Annotated in this window: 22 protein-coding genes; 8 read left to right on the top strand and 14 right to left on the bottom strand. The window is 70.5% G+C overall.

Annotation, left to right across the window (positions count from 1 at the left end):
* Positions 1-39: 39 nt before the first annotated feature.
* The 3 genes from QE412_RS06395 to dapA form a co-directional block, all read right to left on the bottom strand.
* Complete coding sequence (locus QE412_RS06395) at positions 40-531, bottom strand: GNAT family N-acetyltransferase (RefSeq protein WP_307481349.1); 492 nt, start codon at positions 529-531, stop codon at positions 40-42.
* Positions 532-610: 79 nt separating this feature from the next.
* Positions 611-2287, bottom strand: a complete 1677-nt coding sequence (locus tag QE412_RS06400) for a ribonuclease J (RefSeq protein WP_307481350.1) — start codon at positions 2285-2287, stop codon at positions 611-613.
* 106 nt (positions 2288-2393) lie between these two features.
* Positions 2394-3371 carry a 4-hydroxy-tetrahydrodipicolinate synthase gene (dapA, locus tag QE412_RS06405; protein WP_307481353.1) on the bottom strand — a complete coding sequence of 326 codons (978 nt, stop codon included), beginning with the start codon at positions 3369-3371 and terminating at the stop codon, positions 2394-2396.
* Between the two features lie 94 nt (positions 3372-3465).
* Here dapA and QE412_RS06410 point away from each other — a divergent pair, with 94 nt between their 5' ends.
* Complete coding sequence (locus tag QE412_RS06410) at positions 3466-4002, top strand: NUDIX domain-containing protein (protein ID WP_307481355.1); 537 nt, start codon at positions 3466-3468, stop codon at positions 4000-4002.
* Positions 4003-4039: 37 nt separating this feature from the next.
* On the opposite strand, the gene QE412_RS06415 is transcribed toward QE412_RS06410, so the two are convergent.
* Genes QE412_RS06415 through QE412_RS06425 form a run of 3 tightly spaced genes read right to left on the bottom strand, consistent with a single transcriptional unit; the run spans position 4040 to position 6100 of the window.
* The gene (locus tag QE412_RS06415) at positions 4040-4792 is read right to left on the bottom strand and encodes an SDR family NAD(P)-dependent oxidoreductase (protein WP_307481357.1); all 753 of its coding nucleotides are present in this window, start codon (positions 4790-4792) and stop codon (positions 4040-4042) included.
* A gap of 1 nt (position 4793) precedes the next feature.
* Positions 4794-5294: a dihydrofolate reductase gene (locus QE412_RS06420; protein ID WP_307481359.1), complete on the bottom strand. Its 501-nt coding sequence runs from the start codon at positions 5292-5294 to the stop codon at positions 4794-4796.
* Positions 5291-6100 carry a thymidylate synthase gene (locus QE412_RS06425; protein WP_307481361.1) on the bottom strand — a complete coding sequence of 270 codons (810 nt, stop codon included), beginning with the start codon at positions 6098-6100 and terminating at the stop codon, positions 5291-5293. The genes QE412_RS06420 and QE412_RS06425 overlap by 4 nt, the downstream gene beginning before the upstream one ends.
* Positions 6101-6256: 156 nt before the next feature.
* On the opposite strand from QE412_RS06425, the gene QE412_RS06430 reads away from it, so the two are divergent.
* The 4 genes from QE412_RS06430 to QE412_RS06445 all read left to right on the top strand — a co-directional run bounded on the left by QE412_RS06430 (position 6257) and on the right by QE412_RS06445 (position 8711).
* Entirely contained in the window at positions 6257-6694 is a 438-nt protein-coding gene (locus tag QE412_RS06430) for a thioredoxin family protein (RefSeq protein WP_307481363.1), read from the top strand.
* Positions 6687-7220, top strand: coding sequence for a DUF4395 domain-containing protein (locus QE412_RS06435; protein WP_307481365.1), 534 nt, complete (start codon positions 6687-6689; stop codon positions 7218-7220). Before QE412_RS06430 ends, QE412_RS06435 begins: the two co-directional genes overlap by 8 nt.
* A gap of 152 nt (positions 7221-7372) precedes the next feature.
* Positions 7373-7798 carry an OsmC family peroxiredoxin gene (locus tag QE412_RS06440; RefSeq protein ID WP_307481367.1) on the top strand — a complete coding sequence of 142 codons (426 nt, stop codon included), beginning with the start codon at positions 7373-7375 and terminating at the stop codon, positions 7796-7798.
* Positions 7791-8711: a TIGR01777 family oxidoreductase gene (locus QE412_RS06445; RefSeq protein WP_307481369.1), complete on the top strand. Its 921-nt coding sequence runs from the start codon at positions 7791-7793 to the stop codon at positions 8709-8711. Before QE412_RS06440 ends, QE412_RS06445 begins: the two co-directional genes overlap by 8 nt.
* 49 nt (positions 8712-8760) lie before the next feature.
* Here QE412_RS06445 and QE412_RS06450 read toward each other — a convergent pair whose 3' ends face one another.
* The 3 genes from QE412_RS06450 to QE412_RS06460 are packed head-to-tail and all read right to left on the bottom strand — an operon-like array spanning position 8761 to position 11003.
* A complete protein-coding gene (locus tag QE412_RS06450) occupies positions 8761-9213 on the bottom strand; it encodes a tetratricopeptide repeat protein (RefSeq protein ID WP_307481371.1) in 453 nt (150 codons plus the stop codon).
* Positions 9210-10022, bottom strand: coding sequence for a 4-hydroxy-tetrahydrodipicolinate reductase (gene dapB / locus QE412_RS06455; protein ID WP_307481373.1), 813 nt, complete (start codon positions 10020-10022; stop codon positions 9210-9212). Before dapB ends, QE412_RS06450 begins: the two co-directional genes overlap by 4 nt.
* Before the next feature lie 9 nt (positions 10023-10031).
* Positions 10032-11003 carry an IS481 family transposase gene (locus tag QE412_RS06460; protein ID WP_307481375.1) on the bottom strand — a complete coding sequence of 324 codons (972 nt, stop codon included), beginning with the start codon at positions 11001-11003 and terminating at the stop codon, positions 10032-10034.
* A 159-nt stretch (positions 11004-11162) separates the two neighbouring features.
* On the opposite strand from QE412_RS06460, the gene QE412_RS06465 reads away from it, so the two are divergent.
* Positions 11163-11822 (top strand): class I SAM-dependent DNA methyltransferase, encoded by a 660-nt coding sequence (locus tag QE412_RS06465; protein ID WP_307481376.1) that lies wholly within the window; start codon positions 11163-11165, stop codon positions 11820-11822.
* A gap of 9 nt (positions 11823-11831) precedes the next feature.
* Here QE412_RS06465 and QE412_RS06470 read toward each other — a convergent pair whose 3' ends face one another.
* The 4 genes from QE412_RS06470 to QE412_RS06485 all read right to left on the bottom strand — a co-directional run bounded on the left by QE412_RS06470 (position 11832) and on the right by QE412_RS06485 (position 17330).
* Positions 11832-12434 carry a histidine phosphatase family protein gene (locus QE412_RS06470; protein ID WP_307481378.1) on the bottom strand — a complete coding sequence of 201 codons (603 nt, stop codon included), beginning with the start codon at positions 12432-12434 and terminating at the stop codon, positions 11832-11834.
* Between the two features lie 78 nt (positions 12435-12512).
* Entirely contained in the window at positions 12513-13538 is a 1026-nt protein-coding gene (locus QE412_RS06475) for an aldo/keto reductase (RefSeq protein WP_307481380.1), read from the bottom strand.
* A 226-nt stretch (positions 13539-13764) separates the two neighbouring features.
* The gene (locus tag QE412_RS06480) at positions 13765-16062 is read right to left on the bottom strand and encodes a polyribonucleotide nucleotidyltransferase (RefSeq protein WP_307481382.1); all 2298 of its coding nucleotides are present in this window, start codon (positions 16060-16062) and stop codon (positions 13765-13767) included.
* Positions 16063-16694: 632 nt separating this feature from the next.
* On the bottom strand, positions 16695-17330 hold the full coding sequence (locus QE412_RS06485; protein WP_307481384.1) for a hypothetical protein: 636 nt from the start codon (positions 17328-17330) through the stop codon (positions 16695-16697).
* Between QE412_RS06485 and QE412_RS06490 the strand changes: the two genes are divergently transcribed.
* Complete coding sequence (locus tag QE412_RS06490; RefSeq protein ID WP_307481386.1) at positions 17329-17637, top strand: hypothetical protein; 309 nt, start codon at positions 17329-17331, stop codon at positions 17635-17637. The two genes, QE412_RS06485 and QE412_RS06490, sit on opposite strands and share 2 nt — an antisense overlap.
* Before the next feature lie 42 nt (positions 17638-17679).
* Here QE412_RS06490 and QE412_RS06495 read toward each other — a convergent pair whose 3' ends face one another.
* Entirely contained in the window at positions 17680-19644 is a 1965-nt protein-coding gene (locus QE412_RS06495; protein WP_307481388.1) for a glycosyltransferase, read from the bottom strand.
* A 133-nt stretch (positions 19645-19777) separates the two neighbouring features.
* On the opposite strand from QE412_RS06495, the gene QE412_RS06500 reads away from it, so the two are divergent.
* On the top strand, positions 19778-20389 hold the full coding sequence (locus QE412_RS06500) for a DedA family protein (RefSeq protein WP_307481389.1): 612 nt from the start codon (positions 19778-19780) through the stop codon (positions 20387-20389).
* Positions 20390-20413 lie beyond the last annotated feature (24 nt).

Raw genomic sequence — 20413 nt, forward strand, 5'->3', positions numbered from 1 at the left:
GGCGCGACCCCCGACATTCGCGCGCACCGACGCGGGGGTTCAGCCCAGTCGCTTGACCATGACGTCGCGCCCCATCCCGCGTCGCACCACGGCGAACCCCTCGGTGCGATATAGCGACACGGCATAGTTGTCGCGTTCCACGCTGAGGCTGATGCGCACGAACCCCTGCAGGCGGGCATGATCGAGCAGGCGTCGTAGCAGGGCGCGCCCGATGCCGTGCGCCCGCCAGAGGGGCCGTACACCGATGATGAGCTCGGGCACCCCCGTGCCCACCCATCCGAATCCGGGCTCGTCGCGCGGCAGCATGCGATACCAGGCCGCGCCGACGGCTTCACCCTCGGGCGACTCCGCGACGAAACCCGCATCCCCCGGACGCATCCACCCGGCGATGTAGCGCCGGTACTCCGGGCTGCTCACCACCTCGTATCGCGGACGCGAGGCACCCGGGCGCCAGGTGGCGGCCTCGACCGTCATATCGGCGAGGAAGGCTCCATCGGAGCGGACAGCCGGGCGGATCGGGAGACCGGGCATGGCCGCATGATAGCGAGCGCGCCGCGTCGCCCGCCAACGAGGAAGCGCCGCGGGCGAACCCGCGGCGCTTACCGATCGATCAGGCCTCGATGACCATCGGCACGATCATCGGCCGACGACGCAGCGACTGGTTGACCCACCGGCCGATCGTGCGACGTACGACCTGCGAGAGCGCGTGGTTGTCGCGCACCCCCGATGTCGCCGCCTCGGCCAGCGCTGCCGCGATCTTCGGCTTGACGCTGTCGAAGACCTTGTCATCCTCCGCGAAGCCGCGGGCGTGGATCTCGGGGCCGGAGACGATCTTCCCGGTCGCCGCGTCGACGACGACGATCACCGAGATGAACCCCTCCTCGCCGAGGATGCGGCGATCCTTGAGATCGGCATCGGTGATCTCGCCCACCGAAGAGCCGTCCACGTAGACGAAGCCGATGTCGATCTGGCCGACGACCCGGGCGACGCCGTCGCGCAGGTCGACGACCGTGCCGTTCTCGCCGAGGATCGTGTTCTCTTCGGGGATGCCGGTCTCGCGCGCGAGCTTGGCATTGGCCATGAGGTGTCGGTACTCGCCGTGCACGGGGAGCACGTTCTTGGGCTTGAGGATGTTGTAGCAGTACAGCAACTCCCCCGCCGCGGCGTGTCCCGAGACGTGCACCTTGGCGTTGCCCTTGTGCACGACGGTGGCGCCGAGCTTGGTGAGCCCGTCGATCACGCGGTAGATCGCGTTCTCGTTTCCGGGGATCTGGCTGGATGCCAGGATGATCGTGTCACCCTCGCCCGGTTCGATCGCGTGGTCGAGGTTCGCCATGCGGCTGAGCACGGCCATCGGCTCGCCCTGCGAACCGGTCGACATGTAGACGATCTTGTCGTCGGGCAGGTCGCGGGCCTTCTTGTAGTCGATCAGCACGCCGTCGGGCACGTTCAAGTAGCCGAGGTCGGCCGCGATGCCCATGTTGCGCACCATGCTGCGCCCGAGCAGGGCGACGCGTCGACCGTTGGCGTGCGCCGCGTCGAGCACCTGCTGCACGCGGTGCACGTGGCTGGAGAAGCTCGCCACGACCACCCGACGAGGTGCGCGGGCGATGACCTGGTCGAGAACGGGGCCGATGCCCCTCTCGGTGGGCGTGAAGCCCGGCACGTCGGCATTGGTGGAGTCGACGAGGAACAGGTCGACGCCCTCCTCGCCGAGCCGTGCGAACGCGCGCAGGTCGGTGATGCGGCCGTCCAGCGGCAGCTGGTCCATCTTGAAGTCGCCCGTGGCGAGCACGAGGCCGGCCGGCGTGCGGATCGCGACGGCCAGGGCGTCGGGAATGGAATGGTTGACGGCGACGAACTCGAGATCGAACGGACCGACCTGCTCGCGCTGGCCTTCGGCGACGGTGAGCGTGTAGGGCCGGATGCGGTGTTCTTTGAGCTTCGCCTCGATCAGCGCCAGCGTGAGGCCCGAGCCGATGAGGGGGATGTCGCCCTTGAGCTTGAGCAGGTACGGAACCGCACCGATGTGGTCTTCGTGACCGTGGGTGAGCACGACACCGACGATGTCGTCGAGACGGTGCTTGATCGGCTCGAAGTCCGGCAGGATCAGGTCGACGCCGGGCTGGTGCTCCTCGGGGAACAGCACGCCGCAGTCGACCACGAGGAGCTTGCCCTCGTACTCGAACACGGTCATGTTGCGGCCGACCTCGCCGAGACCGCCGAGGGGGACGACACGCAGGGTGCCGGGCGCGAGCTCGGGCGGATCGAAAACGGTCGTTGGCATATGAGCCTCCTCGGATGCCACCGAATGGCATCCCTTCGTTCTGGATGCCGCCTCGCGGCATCCCTCTATGTGGCGTCCCGAGCCGCGGATCGGCGGACGCCGATGCTTATCGCGTGGTGCCGTGCACCTTCGGCAGCGCGCCGCCGGCGGCCGCATTGCGGTCGGGGCGGAAGTTGGAGAAGTCGGCGCCGGCCACGTCCTTGACGAGGGCGAGCTCATCTTCGATCACCGCCGCTTCCCACTCTTCGGGACCGACGAGGGGCAGGCGCACGCGCGGGCTACCGATCCGGCCGAGGCCGTGCAGGATGTACTTCGCCGCGACCGTGCCGGGCACGTGCGTCATGACGGCGCGGACGAGCGGTTCGAGGCTCTGGTGCGCGGCGGTGGCGGATGCCAGATCGCCCGCGTTCACGGCATCCACGATCGTCCGGTAGGGCGTGGCGGTGATGTTCGCCGTCACGCCGATGAGGCCGCTCGCGCCGATCGAGAGGTGCGGGAGGACGTTGGCGTCGTCGCCGGAGAAATACATGAGGTCGGTCTGGTTCAGCACGCGGCTGACCTCGCTGAAGTCGCCCTTGGCGTCCTTGATCGCGAGGATGTTGGGGTGCTTGGCCAGGCGCAGGATGGTCTCGTACTTGATGGGCACACCGGTCCGGCCGGGGATGTCGTACAGAATCACCGGCAGATCCGTCGCGTCGGCGACCAGGCGGAAGTGCGTCAGGATGCCGGCCTGGGTGGGCTTGTTGTAGTACGGCGTGACGATCATGATGCCGTCGGCGCCGGCCTTCTCACTGGCCTTGTAGAGCTCGATCGCGTGCGCGGTCTCGTTCGAGCCGCCGCCCGTGATGATCTTGGCCCGACCGGCCGAGACGCTCTTGCCGACCTCGACCAGGCGCAGCTTCTCGGGGTCGGTCAGGGTTGAGGTCTCCCCCGTGGTGCCGGTGACGACGATGCCGTCGGCGCCCGCGGTGATGACGTCGTCGATGTGCTTCTCGACGGCGGGCCAGTCGACCTCGCCGTCGGCGGTCATCGGGGTGATGAGCGCGACGAGCACCTGACCGAAAGGATTGCCGGAGTGCGTCATGGTCCCAGGTTATCGGTTCGGCGGGCACCTCTTCCGGCTGCGGCGTCGATGAGGGTGAACAGCGGGTGACCCGGTCGACCCCTAGTGTGGCGGAATGGCCTGGACCACCAGCGCGTCGCGCACCGTCTACGAGAACCGCTGGATCCACGTGCGCGAAGACGAGGTGACCGGCCCGCACGGCGACGGCATCTACGGCGTCGTGCGGATGCAGCACCCGGCCGTGTTCGTGATCGCGCTCGACGCGCAGGAGCGCGTGTGCTTCGTCGAGCTGGAGCGCTACACGACGGGGCGCTCGCTGGAGGTCCCCGCCGGAGGCTCCGACGGGGAGGATCCGCTCGTGGCCGCCCGGCGCGAACTGCTCGAGGAGACCGGGGTGACGGCATCCGACTGGGAGCACCTGGGCCGGATGAACGCCCTGAACGGTATCGCCGACGCCCCCGAGCACGTCTTCTTGGCGCGCGGCCTGACGATGACGGATGCCACGGCCTCGCAGCACGAGGAGGGCATCGACGCCGTCCGGTGGGTACCGTTCGCCGATGCGCTCGTTCTCATCGCCGAGGGGGACATCACCGACGGGGAGACGATCGCTGCGCTGGCGTACGCCGGTATTCGTCTCGGGCGTTTCCGGTAGGGACGCCTCGCGCACAGGGCCCCGACGACACGCGCTCTCACCGGCCCCGCGACGCCGCCCGCACCACCAGGGTGTCCGGAAGGAGCCGCGCCGCCCGGACGAGGAATTTGTAGCGCGTCGACGGCACCGAGACCGCCCGCCCGCGCGCGGCGTCACGCAGCCCCTCGCGCACGACGGTCGCCGCGTCGAGCCACATCCCCGGTGCAACGCCCTCGTGGCCCGGCGCAAGACCCAGGCGTTCGTGGAAGTTCGTATGCACGAAACCGGGACATACGGCCGTGACGGTCACCCCGCGCGGGCCGTAGACGACGTTCGCCCAGCGACTGAAGGAGATCAGCCACCCCTTCACGGCGCCGTAGGTTCCCCGTGGGACGAACCCGGCGACCGAGGCGACGTTGACCATGCGTCCGCTCCCCCGCTCGAGCATCGCGGGCAGCGCCGCGTGCATGAGACGCATCGCGGCCTCGACGTGCAGGCGGAGGTGACGCACCTCGGCATCGACCGGGTTGGTCTCGAACGCCAGGTCGAGCCCGAACCCGGCGTTGTTGACGAGGACGTCGAGGCCTCGGGCCGCACGCGCCTCGACCGCGGCGATCGCCTCGTCGTCGAGGAGGTCGGCCACGACCACATCGGTGCGCACGCCGTACCGGTCGGCGATGTCGGCGGCCACCTCGTCGAGCGCCCGCCGGTCGCGCCCGACCAGCACGACGTCGGATCCGCGCGCGGCCAGCTGCCGGGCGAACTCCGCGCCGAGGCCCGAACTCGCTCCCGTGATCAGCGCGGTCGCCACGTCAGCGTGCCGCTCGCCGGTAGGTCTCGAAGCGATAGCGGATGCCGCCGCGCGACGTGAGCCAGCCGACCGCGGGATCTGAGGCGACGCGAGACCACCCGTCGACGCGCGGTGCGCGGGTGTCTCCGTCGACGGTGACATCGAGACGGGTCATCTGCACCACGTCGGCGTGTTCGATGGCCTCGGCGTACAGCTGCCCGCCGCCGATCACCCACGCGCGCTCCCCCGTGGCCTGTGCGAGCGCGTCGTCGAGCGATGCCGCGCGGTGCGCCCCCTCGGCCGACCACTCGTCGGAGCGCGTCACGACGATGTTGCGCCGACCGGGCAGCGGCCGGAAGCGTGGCGGAAGCGAGTCCCAGGTGCGACGCCCCATGATCACATCGGCCGAGCCGGTGACCGCGCGAAAGTGCGCGAGGTCTTCGGGAACGTGCCAGGGCATCCCACCGTCGGCGCCGATGACGCCGTCGTGCGCTTGCGCCCAGACCAACCCGACCGAGGTCATACCGCGACGGCTCCGCGGATGGCCGGGTGGTGCTGGTAGCCCTCGACGACGATGTCTTCGTAGGTGTAGTCGAGGATCGAGGCCGGCGTGCGCGCGAAACGCACGGTGGGATACGGGTAGGGCTCGCGGGTCAGCTGCTGCTGCACCTGCTCGCGGTGGTTGTCGTAGATGTGGCAGTCGCCGCCCGTCCAGACGAACTCACCGGGCTCGAGGCCGGTCTGCTGCGCGACCATGAGGGTCAGCAGCGCGTAGGAGGCGATGTTGAAGGGGACACCGAGGAACATGTCGGCGCTGCGCTGGTACAGCTGGCACGAGAGCTTGCCGTCGGCGACGTAGAACTGGAACAGCGCGTGACAGGGTGCCAGCGCCATGTCGGGGATATCGGCGGGATTCCAGGCCGACACGATGAGGCGGCGTGAATCGGGGTCGCGGCGGATCTGCTCGACGACCTGGGTGATCTGATCGATCGTGCCCCCGTCGGCGGTCGGCCACGATCGCCACTGCACGCCGTACACGGGCCCGAGCTCGCCGTCGGCGTCGGCCCACTCGTCCCAGATGGTCACCCCGTTCTCGGTGAGCCATGCCACGTTCGACTCGCCGCGCAGGAACCACAGAAGCTCGTAGACGATCGACTTCAGGTGGACGCGCTTGGTCGTGATGAGGGGAAACCCCTCGGCGAGGTCGAAACGGATCTGTCGCCCGAACACGCTCGTGGTGCCGGTGCCCGTGCGGTCGGACTTGTGCGTGCCCGTCTCGAGCACGTCACGCAGCAGGTCTTCGTAGGGGGTGGGGATGTCGGCGGTCACGGCCCTCACGATACTCGCGGTCGGCGATGCCCGACCCGTGGCGACGCCGGCTGCGGGAAAGTCGTTCGTGTCGCAGACCTGGGGAGGAGCCATGCCGCGAGTAACGCGACGACTCATCGGCCCCGATGTCGTACCCGCGAGCTACCGTTGACGATCATGGACCTCACCCTCGCGCTCGCGGTCATCGCAGCGCTGCTCGCGGCGACTGTCGCGCTGGGTGCGTGGTGGCGACGCGGTCAGGGTCGGGCGCGCGTGGTCGATTCGTCCGAGACGGTCGACGCGCGGATCCTCGGCGCGGGGCCCCTCGGCGACACGGCTACCCTCGTGCAGTTCAGCACCGAGATGTGCTCGCGCTGCCCGGGCGTTCATCGCATGCTCTCCACCGTCGCAGACACGCGCTCCGGCGTGCGCCACCTCGACATCGACCTGACGCACCGCCCCGATCTCGCGAAGCGGTTCCGGGTGCTGCAGACTCCCACCACGCTCCTCGTCGACGGGGCAGGGCGCACCGTCCGACGCTTCGGTGGCCCTCCGGCGCGCGGCGACGTCGAACACGAACTCGACCTCCTCGAGAAAGAGACCGCTCATGGCTGATCCCGCCCGTATCGATGCACGCGGCCCCCGCTTCGCCGCGTCCATCACGGCCGTTCTTCTGCTGGTCGCCACGCTCGTCAGCCTGATCGGCGTCTCGACCGCGCGGACCGGCTCCCTCGGCAACGGCTGGGTCCTGTCGCAGACGCCGCTCGCGGCTCGCGCCGCCGACCCCGGGTTCCTGCTGGTGCTGGTGATCGCCCTCCTGTTCGTGTGGGGCGTCGCTGCCCCGCGCACGGCCCCGTGGAGCGTGCTGTACCGGCGCCTCGTGCAGCCGCGTCTCGCGCCGCCCACCGAGTTCGAAGACCCTCGCCCGCCGCGTTTCGCGCAGGGCGTGGGCCTGTTCGTCACCGCCGTCGGCCTGCTGCTGCATCTCGCCGGTGTGCCCTGGGCGCTCCCGATCGCGGCAGCGATGGCCTTCGTCGCCGCCTTCCTCAACGCCGTGTTCGGGCTGTGTCTCGGATGCCAGCTGTACCTCGTGCTGCAGCGGGCGGGCATCGTCGGGCGCCGCGGACCGGCGTCCGCGTAAACGCTTCCTCCGCGCCGGCCGTGAAGCCTCTGCGTCGGCTGTCAAGACCGCAGCGCTGTGCGCCGCCCTCGTTAGGCTGGCGGCGTCGCGGTCGCCCGGACCGCCGGCATCATGTCGCGGTTCTCGACCGCGCAGAGATCACGGAGGTTCCCATGGCCGTCACGAGCGAAGCCGCCACCACCTGGAAGGGCAGCCTGTTCGAGGGGTCCGGTGAGGTCACTTTCACCTCGTCGGGCATCGGCACGTTCGACGTCAATTGGAAGGCCCGCAGCGAGGGCTCGAACTCGGTCACCACGCCCGAGGAGCTGCTGGCCGGCGCTCACTCCGCCTGCTTCAGCATGGCGCTGTCGAACGCCCTCGCCGAGAACGGCACCCCGCCCGAGTCGGTCGACGCCACCGCGTCGGTCACGTTCAAGCCGGGCACGGGCATCACCGGCAGCCACCTGAACGTCAACGCCGTCGTGCCGGGACTCGATGCGGCCACGTTCGAGAAGATCGCGAACGACGCCAAGGCGAACTGCCCGGTGTCGCAGGCGCTCGCGGGCATCGACATCACCCTCGAGGCGACGCTTGCCTGAGACCACGGCCCGACGCGTCGTCATCGCCGGCGCGTCGGGCCTCATCGGCGCGGCAGTGGCGGATTCACTGCGCGCCGACGGCGTGGAGGTCACCTCGCTCGTGCGGCATGCGCCGCGCGGGCCGCACGAGGTGCAGTGGCTTCAGGATGCCGTTCCCCTCGACCCCGACGTCATCGCCGACGCCGACGCGGTGGTGTGTCTCAACGGTGCGTCGATCGGGCATTTCCCGTGGACACCGTCGTACAAGAGCACCCTGCTGTGGTCGCGCCTCACGCCGACCCGCACCATCGCCACCGCGGTGCGCGCGCTGGGCCGGGACGCCCCGACCCTCGTCAACGCGAGCGCGACGGGGTTCTACGGTTCTCAGCCGGGCTCTGTGCTCACGGAGCAGTCCGGACCGGGACGTGGATTTCTCGTCGACATCTGCATCGAGTGGGAGGCCGCCGCGCGCGGGGCCGGCGACCACGCTCGCGTAGCCATGCTGCGCACAGCCCCGGTCGTGCACGAGCACGGGGTTCTCAAGCCGCTGCTGCTTCTGACGAAGCTGGGCGTCTCGGGTCCGATCGGCCGCGGCACGCAGGCGTGGCCGTGGATCAGTCTCGACGACGAGGTGCGCGCGATCCGTCACGTCATCGACTCCGACATCGACGGTCCCGTGAACCTCACCGGTCCGACCCGCGCGACGGCGAACGACCTCGGATTCGCCCTGGCACGCCGCATGAACCGCCCGTACGTGCTCCGTGCGCCGATCTGGGGCGTGAAGCTCGCCCTCGGCGCGGATGCGACCGAAGCACTGCTCACCTCCGATGCCGACGCGCGGCCGCGCGTGCTGGAGGACACCGGTTTCACGTTCACGCATCGCACGGTCGAGGATGCGGTCGATTCCGCCGTCCCCGCCCGCGACGCGGACTGAGCCGCGAAGCGACGGGCGGCCCCGGGTCGAGTGGCGCGATGGCGCACGCTCAGCGCGCTCGGCGCTCGGCGCCCTCGAGCCGGATCGCCGTGCGGACGGCCTCGCGCGCGCGGCGCCGGTCGCCCGCCGCATCGTAGGCGAGCGCCAGGCGGTAGCGTGCGCGCCAGTCGTCGGGATTCGCCTCGACCTCGGCGCGATAGAGGGGGAAGAGCGCATCCCCGTCCTCCCGTTCGATCCGTCCGCTCGCACGCACCGGTAATTCTTCGTCGGGGAGACCGCCTTCGGCATCCAACCGCTCCCCCAGTTGCTGGGCCCGCACGCCGAACCATAGCTCGCGGCCGATGGCCCAGACGGCGAGCAGGGGCAGCACGATCAGAGCGACACCCATGACGACGCCGACACCGTCTCCGCTGGTGACCAGGACGACCGCTCGCTGGCCCGCGAGAAACACGTACAACAGCAGCAGCACCGTCATGGTGGCGACGGCGATGCGAACCCTCATGCGCTGGTCGCGCCCGCCACCTGGCCGGACACGTCGCCGTCGGCGACGGGCTCCTCGGCGACGACGGGGCGCGTGCGCACACCGATGTCGATGAAGCTGTCGAGGCCGACCACGACGCCCGTCGCCTCGCGCGCGGCGGCGAGCGCGATGCGGATGCCGGGAGCGTAGGCCGTGGCCGGGTCGATGGTGTCGTGCACGATCGTCAACGACTCACCGGCTCCCGACAGGATGGTCTCCTGTCGCGCGACCACGCCGGGACGCCGCAGCGAATGGATGGGGACGGATGCGACGCGTTGACCGCGCGCACGCTGGTCGACGTGCGGCGATTCCACCGGGCCCACCTCGGCACGTGCGGCGGCGATCAGCTCCGCCGTACGGACGGCGGTGCCACTGGGCGAGTCGATCTTCGACTCGTGGTGCGCCTCGACGATCTCGATCGACGGGAAGAACGGTGCCGCCGCGGATGCCAGCGCACTGCCGATGACAGAGCCCAGCGAGAAGTTGGGGATGAACACGACGCCCGTGCCGCTGGCATCCACGAGGGGACGCACCAGCGCGATGCGCTCGTTCGACCAGCCTGACGTGCCCACGAGCACGTTGATCCCGCGTTCGACGGCGGCACGCACGACGTCGATCGAGACCGCGGGCGTGGAGGCGTCGATCACCAGGTCGGCTCCGTCGAGCTCGCTCATCTCGGACCTGGATGTGAGCACCGCCGCGACCTGGTAGCCCTCTTCGGTCTCGACGACCTCGCGAATCACTCTGCCCAGCTTGCCGGTTCCGCCCACGATGGCCACACGCGTCGTCATGCCTCCAGCCTAGGTGTTGTGGCTGGGGAGGTTGGGGACGCGTGAGGCGGGGGTGCCGTTGATGGCGGTGTGGGTTCGGTGGTGATTGTAGTGATGGAGCCAGGGGGCGAATGCGGCGGTGCGTTCGGTTTCTGATCTGTATGCGCGGGCGTAGGCCCATTCTTGGAGGAGGGTGCGGTTGAGGCGTTCGACTTTCCCGTTCGTCTGGGGCCGGTATGGGCGGGTGCGGATGTGGCGGATGGGGCCGAGGGCGTCGCGGAACAGGTGGGAGCGGTAGCCGTTTCCGTTGTCGGTCATCACGGCTTTTACCTCGATGCCGGCGCCCTGGAACCAGGCGTGGGCGCGGGTCCAGAACGCGGTGACGGTGTCTTTGCGTTCGTCGCTCAGGATCTCGGAGTACGCCATCCGGGTGTGGTCGTCCACGACGGAGTGGATGAACGCGTACCCGTGGCCTTTGCCGGCCCGGTTGCGTTTGCCCTGGGCGGGTCCGTGGATGCGGTGCCCGCCGCCGTCGGGGATACGACCGAGCTTCTTCACATCCATGTGGACCAGATCGCCCGGGGTGGCGGCTTCGTAACGGTTCGTGGCGGCGCGGCTGGTCTTGATCCGCACCCCGGTGCCAGGGTCGGTCCACCGTAACGGCGGACACCCGTAGCGACGCAGGATGGCCTGCACGGTGGAGCGATTCAACCGCAGCTGCGCGGCGATACGCGCCGGCCCCCACCGTCTCGACACCCGCAGGCTCACCACCCGCCGCTCCACCCGGGCCCGAGTGCGGTTCGGGTTCACGCGCGGGCGGGAGCAACGATCGGCCATCCCCGCCGCGCCGGCCTCACGGTAACGGCACGCCCACCGGGCGGCGGTGGTCACCCCGACGCCGAAACGCTCGGCGGCGCGGCGCAACGGCCACCCTTCATCAACGATCAGACGAGCAAGGCGCAACCTTCCAGCGGGCGCGAGAACAGCATTAGCGTGGGACATCGAGGACCTTCTGGTTTCGGAGCGGTTAGTTGTGGTGACTCCACTCCACCAGAAGGTCCTCACCTACATCTACGTCCCTAACCACCCAGGTCAGAACACCTAGGTGGCTCCCGCAGATCGAAACCGCCCCACAACGCTTTTCCACGACAGGATTGCCGCATGAGTGAGATCGAGCCCGCCGTCGAGGACCTACGGCACGCCACCCGGCGGTTCTACGACACCGTGGCCGACGCGTATGCGGCAGCGCTGCCCGACACCCGGGCGGAGGCGCCACTCGACCTCGGCACGATTGCGCAATTCGTAGCCGATCTCCCCCGCGGAGACGGTGTCGTCGTCGACGCCGGGTGCGGGTCCGGACGCATGCTGACGCACCTCAACGGCCTCGGGGTGTCTTCCGTCATCGGATTCGATCTCTCTCCCGCGATGGTCGCGCAGGCGCGCGCCGCGCATCCCGACGTGCTGATCGAGGTCGCCGATCTGACGGCGTTGCCGATGCAGGATGCCGCCGCGCGCGGCATCCTCTGCTGGTACGCCGTCATCCACACCGCTGCCGAAGAGCTGCCCGCCGTCTTCGCCGAGGCCCGTCGCGTGCTGGCCCCGGGCGGCGGCATCCTCCTCGGGTTCCAGGCTGGTGCCGGCGAGCGGCTCATCCAGCGCGCCTACGGGCACGACGTGTCATTCGAGGCCATCCTGCACGAGCCCCACGAGGTCGCGGCGCTGGTGAAGGCCGCGGGCTTCGACGTCACGACAGTCGCGGAGCGCGCCGCCCGGGGCAGGGAGCGGCACGCGCAGGGATTCGTGCTCGCGCGACGGCGCTGAGCGCGCCGCTCACACCGGCAGCGGATCCACCAGGCCCGTGCGCAGCTCGACCGGTAGGTGTGCCAGGTCGTTGTGCGACAGCAGAGTCCAGGGGCGGCCCTTCTTCTGCGCGATGACGGTGAGTCCGCAATAGGCCTGGTTGATCGTCATCCATCGCCACTCCGGCGCCTGCAACACCTCGCGGACGAACCACGAGATGACGAAGTTGTGGGTGATGACGAGCTCGTGCACCTCCCCCGCCTTGCGGGCGAGGAACTCCTCCGTCGCGTCGGCCATCTGCGCACGGCCCGCGTCGATCTCGGCCTCGGTGACCGATCCGAAGAACGACTCGTACGCGGCCGGCGTCTCGGGGGTCATCCCCGTCGGCACGCAGTCGAACAACAGCGCCGACGACTCGGGGGTGACCGAGGGCAGGCGCTCGGCGACGGCCCGCGCGGTCTGCGCGGCGCGCTCGAGGGGCGAGTGCCACACCGCGTCGAGGGGAAGCCCCGACAGCCGATCGGCGAGCAACGCCGCCTGGCGCTGACCCCGCGGAGACAGAGGCCCGTCGGTGAGTCCGTGCTCGGCGTCCTGATGCTCGCCGTGGCGCACCAGGTAGATGTAGTGCGTCACATCAGCTCACTTCGTCGTCGATCTGCCGTCCCCCGGCCGGTCTTTCCAGCTTATGTCACGCTCCTCGGAGGCGGCGGGTCACTCGGCGGCGCGTGCGATATCCGCGAGTTGGGCGCGGCTGAGGCGCACGCCCACCGCGCGCATGCACTCCACGACGTGCCGCGGCGCGAACGCGTTGACGATAGGGGCCGTGACGACCTTCTGCGCGAGCAGCCAGGCGACGGCCACCGCCGCGTCGGGAATGCCGAGGTCGGCGCCGATGGCATCCAGTGCCCGCAGCACGCGCGAGCCGCGACGATTCAGGTGGGCTGCCACCTGCGACCCGCGCACCGATCGCGACGACTGGTCGCGCGTGCGCGTCTCGCCGGCGAGGAACCCGTGCGCGAGGGGATGCGAGGGCGTCACCGCCATACCCTGCGCCGACGCGATCAGGCGTACGTCGCCGTCGAACTCGCGACGGTGCAAGACGTTGTACGGCACATCGAGCACGGTGATGCGCGGGTAGCCCGCCGCGGACAGGATGCGCGCCTCTACGAGCTGCGCCGCGGTGTAGCCGTGCGCCCCGATGGCGCGCACCTTGCCCGACTCGACGAGCCACTCGCTCGTCGCGAGGGTGTCCTCGAGCACCGCACGGTCGCCGGGAGCGGCGTCGAGCAACACCACGTCGATGCGGTCGGTGGCCAGGCGCGTCAACGACGCCTCGACGGCGCGGACGAGGTTGACGGAGCCGAGGCCCGGGTTGTCGGGGTGACCTCCGATCCGCACCGACAGGACGACCTCGTCACGCATGCGTCGCGTGCGCAGCCACTCGCCGATGATGAACTCGCTGCGCCCCGCGGCGTAGCTGTCGGCGGTGTGCACAGCGTTGCCGCCGAGCTCGGCGTACGCGTCGAGGATCTCGTGGCTCGCGCGGGTGTCGACGTTCCAGCCGAACTCCCCTCCGCCCAGCGAGAGCGGGAAGACCTCGAATCCGGTCTCGCCGAGCGGAACGCGCACGTGCGAGCCGAGGCCGGGGCCCTGCAGGGTGATGGGCGACGAGGGATGCGGCGGACGGTCGCGACGAAGGCGTTGCGTGGCCGCCGCGTCGACGCCAGAGTCGCTCATGATGCATTCCCCCTGAGGCCGGGCGATGGTGCTGGTTCCCGGCCAGCACTCCCCCGACGTCCTTCGAGGCTAAAGCTTCACCCGCGGACTTCAGCCGTTTCACCCTCCTCGTCGATAAACATTACGTAACGCTTACAATTCGAGGCCCTCACACGTCCCACCCGCCACACGACGGATGCCCGCCCCGCACGAGGCGGGACGGGCATCCGATCGAGATGGCGACGGGTCAGCCTTCGGCGGGAGCCTCCGGGCCCTCGCTCGCGGCGGCCGAGCTCTGCGTGTCGGCCGGCTCGGGCGTTGCGGCCTCCTCGTCGAGCACGGGCTCGAGCGACAGCTTGCCGCGGTCGTCGATCTTCGTGATGCGCACGAGGATCTTCTTGCCGACAGAGAGCACGTCTTCGACGTTCTCGACGCGCTTGCCACCGGCGAGCTTGCGGACCTCGCTGACGTGCAGCAGGCCGTCCTTGCCGGGAAGCAGCGAGACGAACGCGCCGAAGGTCGCGATCTTGACGACGGTTCCGAGGAACTGCTCGCCCACCTCGGGGTTGGTCGGGTTGGCGATCGCGTTGACCTGGGCGCGGGCGGCCTCGGCCGAGGGGCCGTCGGTCGCGCCGATGTAGACGGTGCCGTCCTCCTCGATGGAGATCTGCGCGCCGGTCTCGTCCTGGATGGCGTTGATCGTCTTGCCCTTGGGGCCGATCAGCTCACCGATCTTGTCGACCGGGATCTGCACGCTGATGACGCGGGGCGCGGTGGGCGCCATCTCGTCGGGAGCGTCGATCGCGGCGTTCAGGACGTTGAGGATCGTCAGGCGAGCCTCCTTGGCCTGGGTGAGGGCTGCGGCCAGCACCGACGACGGGATGCCGTCGAGCTTGGTGTCGAGCTGGATCGCGGTGATGAACTCGCTGGTACCGGCGACCTTGAAGTCCATGTCGCCGAGGGCGTCTTCGGCGCCGAGGATGTCGGTCAGCGCGGCGTAGCGCGTCTGGCCGTCGACCTCGTCGGTGACCAGGCCCATGGCGATACCGGCGACGGGGGCGCGAAGGGGCACACCCGCGTTCAGCAGCGACAGGGTCGAGGCGCAGACCGAGCCCATCGAGGTGGAGCCGTTGGAGCCGAGGGCCTCGGACACCTGACGGATCGCGTAGGGGAACTCCTCGCGGCTGGGCAGCACCGGCACGAGCGCGCGCTCGGCGAGGAAGCCGTGACCGATCTCGCGACGCTTCGGGCTGCCGACGCGACCGGTCTCACCGGTCGAGTACGGCGGGAAGTTGTAGTGGTGCAGGTAGCGCTTGCTCGTGATGGGCGAGAGCGAGTCGATCTGCTGCTCCATCTTGAGCATGTTCAGCGTGGTGACGCCCAGGATCTGGGTCTCGCCGCGCTGGAAGATCGCCGAGCCGTGGACGCGCGGGATGACCTGCACCTCGGCGTCGAGCGGACGGATGTCGGCGAGGCCGCGGCCGTCGATGCGGACGCCCTCGCTGAGGATGCGGCCGCGAACGATCTTCTTGGTGACCGACTTGTAGGCGGCCGAGAACTCCAGCGGCGCGCCGGCGGGAAGCTCGCCCGCCTCGACGGCGGCGATGAGCTCGCCCTTGACGCGGTCCTTGACGGCGTCGTCGGCGTTCTGACGCTCCTGCTTGTCGGCGATCTGGTAGACGCCCACGAGGTCGTCGTACGAGCGACCGGCGACGAAGTCGTAGACCTCGGAGCTGTACGCGGGGAAGACCGGGTACGGCTGGATCTCCTTGGCCGCGGTGCGCGCGACCTCGTTCTGCGCGTCGACGAGCTGGCGGAGGAAGGGCTTTGCGGCCTCGAGGCCCTCGGCGACGACCTGCTCGTTGGGCTTGGTCGCACCGCCCTTGATCATGTTCCAGCTGCCCTCGGTGGCCTCGGCCTCCACCATCATGATGGCGACGTCGCCGTCATCGAGCACGCGGCCCGCGACGATCAGGTCGAAGACGGCATCCTCGAGCTGCTCGGCCTTGGGGAACGCGACCCACTGGTCGGCGTGCTCGCCGTGGCCGGGGATGAGCGCCAGGCGCACACCCGCGATGGGGCCGGAGAACGGCAGACCCGAGATCTGGGTCGACATGGATGCCGCGTTGATGGCGAGGGCGTCATAGAACTCGCCCGGCGCGATCGAGAGCACGGTGACGACGATCTGGACCTCGTTGCGCAGGCCGTCGACGAACGACGGGCGCAGCGGACGGTCGATGAGGCGGCACACGAGGATGGCCTCGGTGGAGGGGCGACCCTCGCGGCGGAAGAACGAGCCGGGGATCTTGCCCGCGGCGTAGGAACGCTCTTCGACGTCGACGGTCAGCGGGAAGAAGTCGAAGCCTTCACGCGGGTGCTTGCCGGCGCTGGTGGCCGACAGGAGCATCGTCTCCTCGTCGAGATAGGCGGCGACAGCGCCCTGGGCCTGCTGAGCGAGGCGTCCCGTCTCGAAGCGGATGGTACGGGTGCCGAACCGGCCGTTGTCGAGAACGGCTTCGGCGGCGGTGATTTCTGGACCTTCCAAGAGGTCCCTCCTTCTTTGTTTAGGCTCGCCGCCCCGTGTGGGCGACGAGCTGACATGCGAAGGAGCAGGAACAGGCAGAAAGGGCGCACCGACGCATCGGCACGGGATTCCCGGCGACTGGCCACCAGTAGACGACCACCCGGCGACACGACGGGGAGTCCACCACAGGGGACCAGCGTCTGCCGGCCTGCTCCGTGAGCTCATATGGAATTTGAGCGGATGCCAAGACGGCATTCGGTCTCACACTACCAGCGCCGCACCTCGCAGGCTGGTCGGCACACGGGTTCGTGCTTTAGCGTGACCTCATGGGTCTCATGCGTCTCACCGGTCACACGCTCCTCGCGGGCGTGCTGATCGGAGCGGCCCTCGTTCCCCTCCCCGCCGCAGCGGTCGCCGTCCCCCTCGCCGCCGCCGTCGATGAGAACGCGGTCGCGCGGGTGAAGCAGGACCTGGATGCCGCGGAAGCCACCGCCGCGGAAGCCTCGCGGCGTGCGCTCGACGCCTCCGCCGCGGCCGAACGCACGCGTCTGCTCGCCGCATCCACCGCCAGCCGCGCCGACACCCTGACCGCGCAGAGCACCGCCGCCGACGCCACGCTCTCGGCCGCGAGCACGCGAGCGGGTGCGAGCGCATCACGGTTGTACCGCACGAGCGGCGAGGGACCGCTGGTGGCGCAACTGTTGACGGGGGCGGACCCCGACTCCCTGCTGGAGCGTCTCGGCATCCTCAACCGCGTGGCGACGGTCGCGGCTCGAACGGCCGGGCAGGCGCGCAGCGCCGCCGACGTCGCCACCTCGCTGCGTACCCAGGCCGAGCAAGCCCGCGCGGAGGCCGCGCGCCTGGCCGCCGAGGCGCAGTCCACGGCGGAGGCCGCGCAGACGGAGGCCGCGACCGAGACCGCGACGGTCGCCCAGGCGCAGACACGCCTGGACGAGCTGTACGCCCAGCTCGCGGAACTGCAGCGCACCACCGCGGAGCAGGAACGGGGCGGCCCGCGAACGCGAGAAAGCCGCCCAGGAGGCCGCACAGCCCGGCGGATCCGCGGGCGGCGGCGCGAGCGGTGGCTCCGGGTCCGGCGGAGGCCCTGGCAGCGGCGGCGGCTCCGGCAGCGGCGGAGGGTCGGGCTCCGGGTCCGACGGCGGGTCGGGGAACGGCGGCTCCGGGTCGGGCTCCGGGTCCGGTTCCGGCAGCGGCGGCGGGTCGGGCTCCGGGTCCGACGGCGGGTCGGGCAGCGGCGGCGGGTCCACCGCCCCGGCGGGCCCGATCATGAGCCCGAACGAGGCCCGCGACTACGCCCGCGCAGCGATCGGCGGCTACGGGTGGGGCGGCGATCAGTTCTCGTGCCTGGTGTCGCTGTGGAACCGCGAGTCGGGCTGGCGGGCCGACGCGCTGAACCCGTGGAGCGGCGCGTACGGGATTCCCCAGGCGTTGCCGGGCGAGAAGATGGCGTCGGCAGGCCTGGACTGGCGCTCGAACGCGGGCACGCAGATCCGGTGGGGTCTGTCGTACATCTCCGCCCGCTACGGCGACCCGTGCGGCGCCTGGAACCACAGCGAGCAGACCGGCTGGTACTGACGCTGCCGACGACGAGCCCGCGACGGCGTCTCGCCCCGCGGCTCAGGACGTGCGCGCACTCTCGCGGTCACCGCGCGTGGGCAGTTCGACGTACCCGTCGTGCTTGGGGACGATGCCGTCGCCGGCGGTGCGCCCCCGCACGCGCCGCCATACCCAGGGCAGCGCGTCACGGGTGAGCCATCCCCCGCGCACGACGTCGGCGTCGGCGTGCAATGCCTCGTCGAGACCGAGCAGGGCCGCCGCATCGGGCACGCCGAGCGCCTCTGCCGCACGGTACGCCACCAGACGGTGCCCGCTCGAACGCAGGTGCACCAGGTCGTCGGCCCACAACGGCAGCTCCCCGATCTCGGCGACCGCCTCCAGATCGAGCAGGATCGCGCCCTGTTCCTGCGCGATGCGCCGCAGCTCCACGTTGTACGCCGCGAAACGGCGAGCGAAGAGGCGGGCGGCGGCGCGGCGCGGCAAGAACGTGGTGACGAGCAGCACGTCGGCCCCCGTGCGTCGCACCGCCCGCACCGCCGACTCGACCTCCGCGACGATCGCGGGAAGCACCGGAGCGGGCCCGACGAGGTCGTTCGCGCCGATGAGGATCGACACGAGGTCGGGTTCGAGGGCGAGGGCCGCCGGGATCTGCTCGTCGATGAGGTGGCGCACCCGACGGCTGCGCACGGCGAGGTTCGCGTAGCGGAACGGTCCCACATCGCTCGTGTGCGCCAACAGTTCCGCCAAGCGGTCGGCCCAGCCGCGGAACTGTCCCGCCGGCATGCGCGACGCATCGCACAGTCCCTCGGTGAGCGAGTCGCCGAGGGCGACGAACCGCATCCATCTCCCCCGGGTGCGCGATGCCGACAACCCGGACGGACGCGGACCGCCCCGCAGGAGCATGTTGTCGTCGATGCGGCGCAGGGCCACGGCATCCTGATAGTGCGTGACGAGATCGCCGGTGAGGGCCTCCCAGGTGCGCCCGCGCATCGCCTCGCGTGCGGCGCGCGCGAAGGCACGGCGCTTGGACTCATCGCCCACGAGGTCGGAGACGCGCTCCCGCATGTCGTCGAGGTCGCCGGGCTTGTAGAGCCAGCCGTCGACGCTGGAGCGGACCAGGTCGAGGGGGCCGCCCACGCCCGTGGCGACGACGGGCACGCCGCTGGCGAGGGCCTCCTGGATCGTCTGCCCGAAGGTCTCGCTCTCGCCGGGATGCACGAACACGTCGAACCCGGCCATGACCGACGCGAGCGTATCGCCCGAGAGGTGGCCCGTGAACACGGCATCCGGGATCGCCTTCTGCAGCGCCGGCCGCGACGGGCCGTCGCCCACGATGACCAGCCGCGTGCCCGGCATACCCGCGAGCGCTCGCAGGTCGTCGACCTGCTTCTCGGGGGCGAGGCGGCCGACGTAGCCGATGATCCGCTGCCCCTGCGGAGCGATCCGCTCCCGCCAGGCGTCGTCGCGGCGCTCGGGGGCGAAGCGCTCGGCATCCACTCCCCGGCCCCACCGGCGAATGCGATCGACCCCCAGCTCCTCCAACTGTCGCGTGGAGGCCGACGACGGGGCGAGGGTCAGCGTGGCCCGACGGTGCAGGCGCGCGACGTGCCCGGCGACCAGAGCGGTCGCATGGGGCAGACCGTACTTCTGGGCGTACGCGACGACATCGGTCTGATAGACGGCGACCGAGGGGATCTTCAGCGCGTCGGCGGCAGCGAGACCCTGCCAGCCGAGCACGAACGGCGATGCCAGGTGCACGACATCGGGGCCGAAATCGCGCAGCAGCGCCCCCAGCCGTGCCGCACGGGCGAAGACGACGCGCACCTCGGGATACGACGGCAGCGGCACCGAGCGCAGCAGCTCGGCACGCGCGCCGTGCAGGTCGGCAGTGACATCTCCCGCCTTCGGGGCGATCACGAGGGTCTCGTGCCCCGCCTCGGCCAGATGGCGCAACACGTGGAGAACGGAACCGGTGACCCCGTTCATGTGCGGGAGGAAGGACTCGGCCAGCAGCGCGACTCTCACGACTCCAGGGTGGAGCGTCGCGGGCCAGCTCCGGTGCGTCACGGGCCCGACGTTCGCGATGTTCACCGGATGCTCCGCGCGAGGTCACCACCCGGTCGGCGGGGCGTCTCGATCGGCGGCGGAGAGTGACCCCGTGACCGGTGTCGACGTGTGGCTGCAGGCGATCGCCGCGAGCCCGTGGGCCCTGCTGGGGATGGCACTGCTGGTGTTCGCGGACGCTTTCCTGGTGGTCGTGCCCGGAGAGGCAGCGGTGACCGCCTTCGGGGCCCTGGCTGTGGAGCACGGCGCGTTCCCCCTGGCGTCGGTGGTGCTCGTGGCGGCCGCGGCCGCCTTTGCGGGTGACGTGTGCTGCTACCTCGTGGGCCGCACGGTGGGCGTGCAGCGGTGGACCTGGATGCGCGGCCCGCGCGTCGGCGCCGCACTGGACGGGGCGCGGGCGCGGCTGGAACGCAACGCGGCGGTGGTGCTGTTCACGGCGCGCTTCGTGCCCTTCGCCCGGCTCGCGGTCAACCTCGCCGCGGGAGCGTCACGGGTGAAACCGGCACGCTACCTCGGTGTCGCGGCGCTGGCCGCGCTGGCCTGGGCGACGTATCAGGCGGTGATCGGCGCGGTCATCGCGGCGATGGTACCGGGCGGGCCGGTGGTGGCGGTGATCGTGTCGATCGTCGTGGCGGTCGGCATCGGCGTGGGGATCGACCTCGTGCTCGCGCGGCGCGCGAAGCGGCGGGCGGCCGTGCGGAACTGAGCGGGCATGCCGCGGCCGACGGCA

It is taken from the genome of Microbacterium trichothecenolyticum (genome assembly GCF_030818955.1).
Lineage (GTDB): Bacteria > Actinomycetota > Actinomycetes > Actinomycetales > Microbacteriaceae > Microbacterium > Microbacterium trichothecenolyticum_B.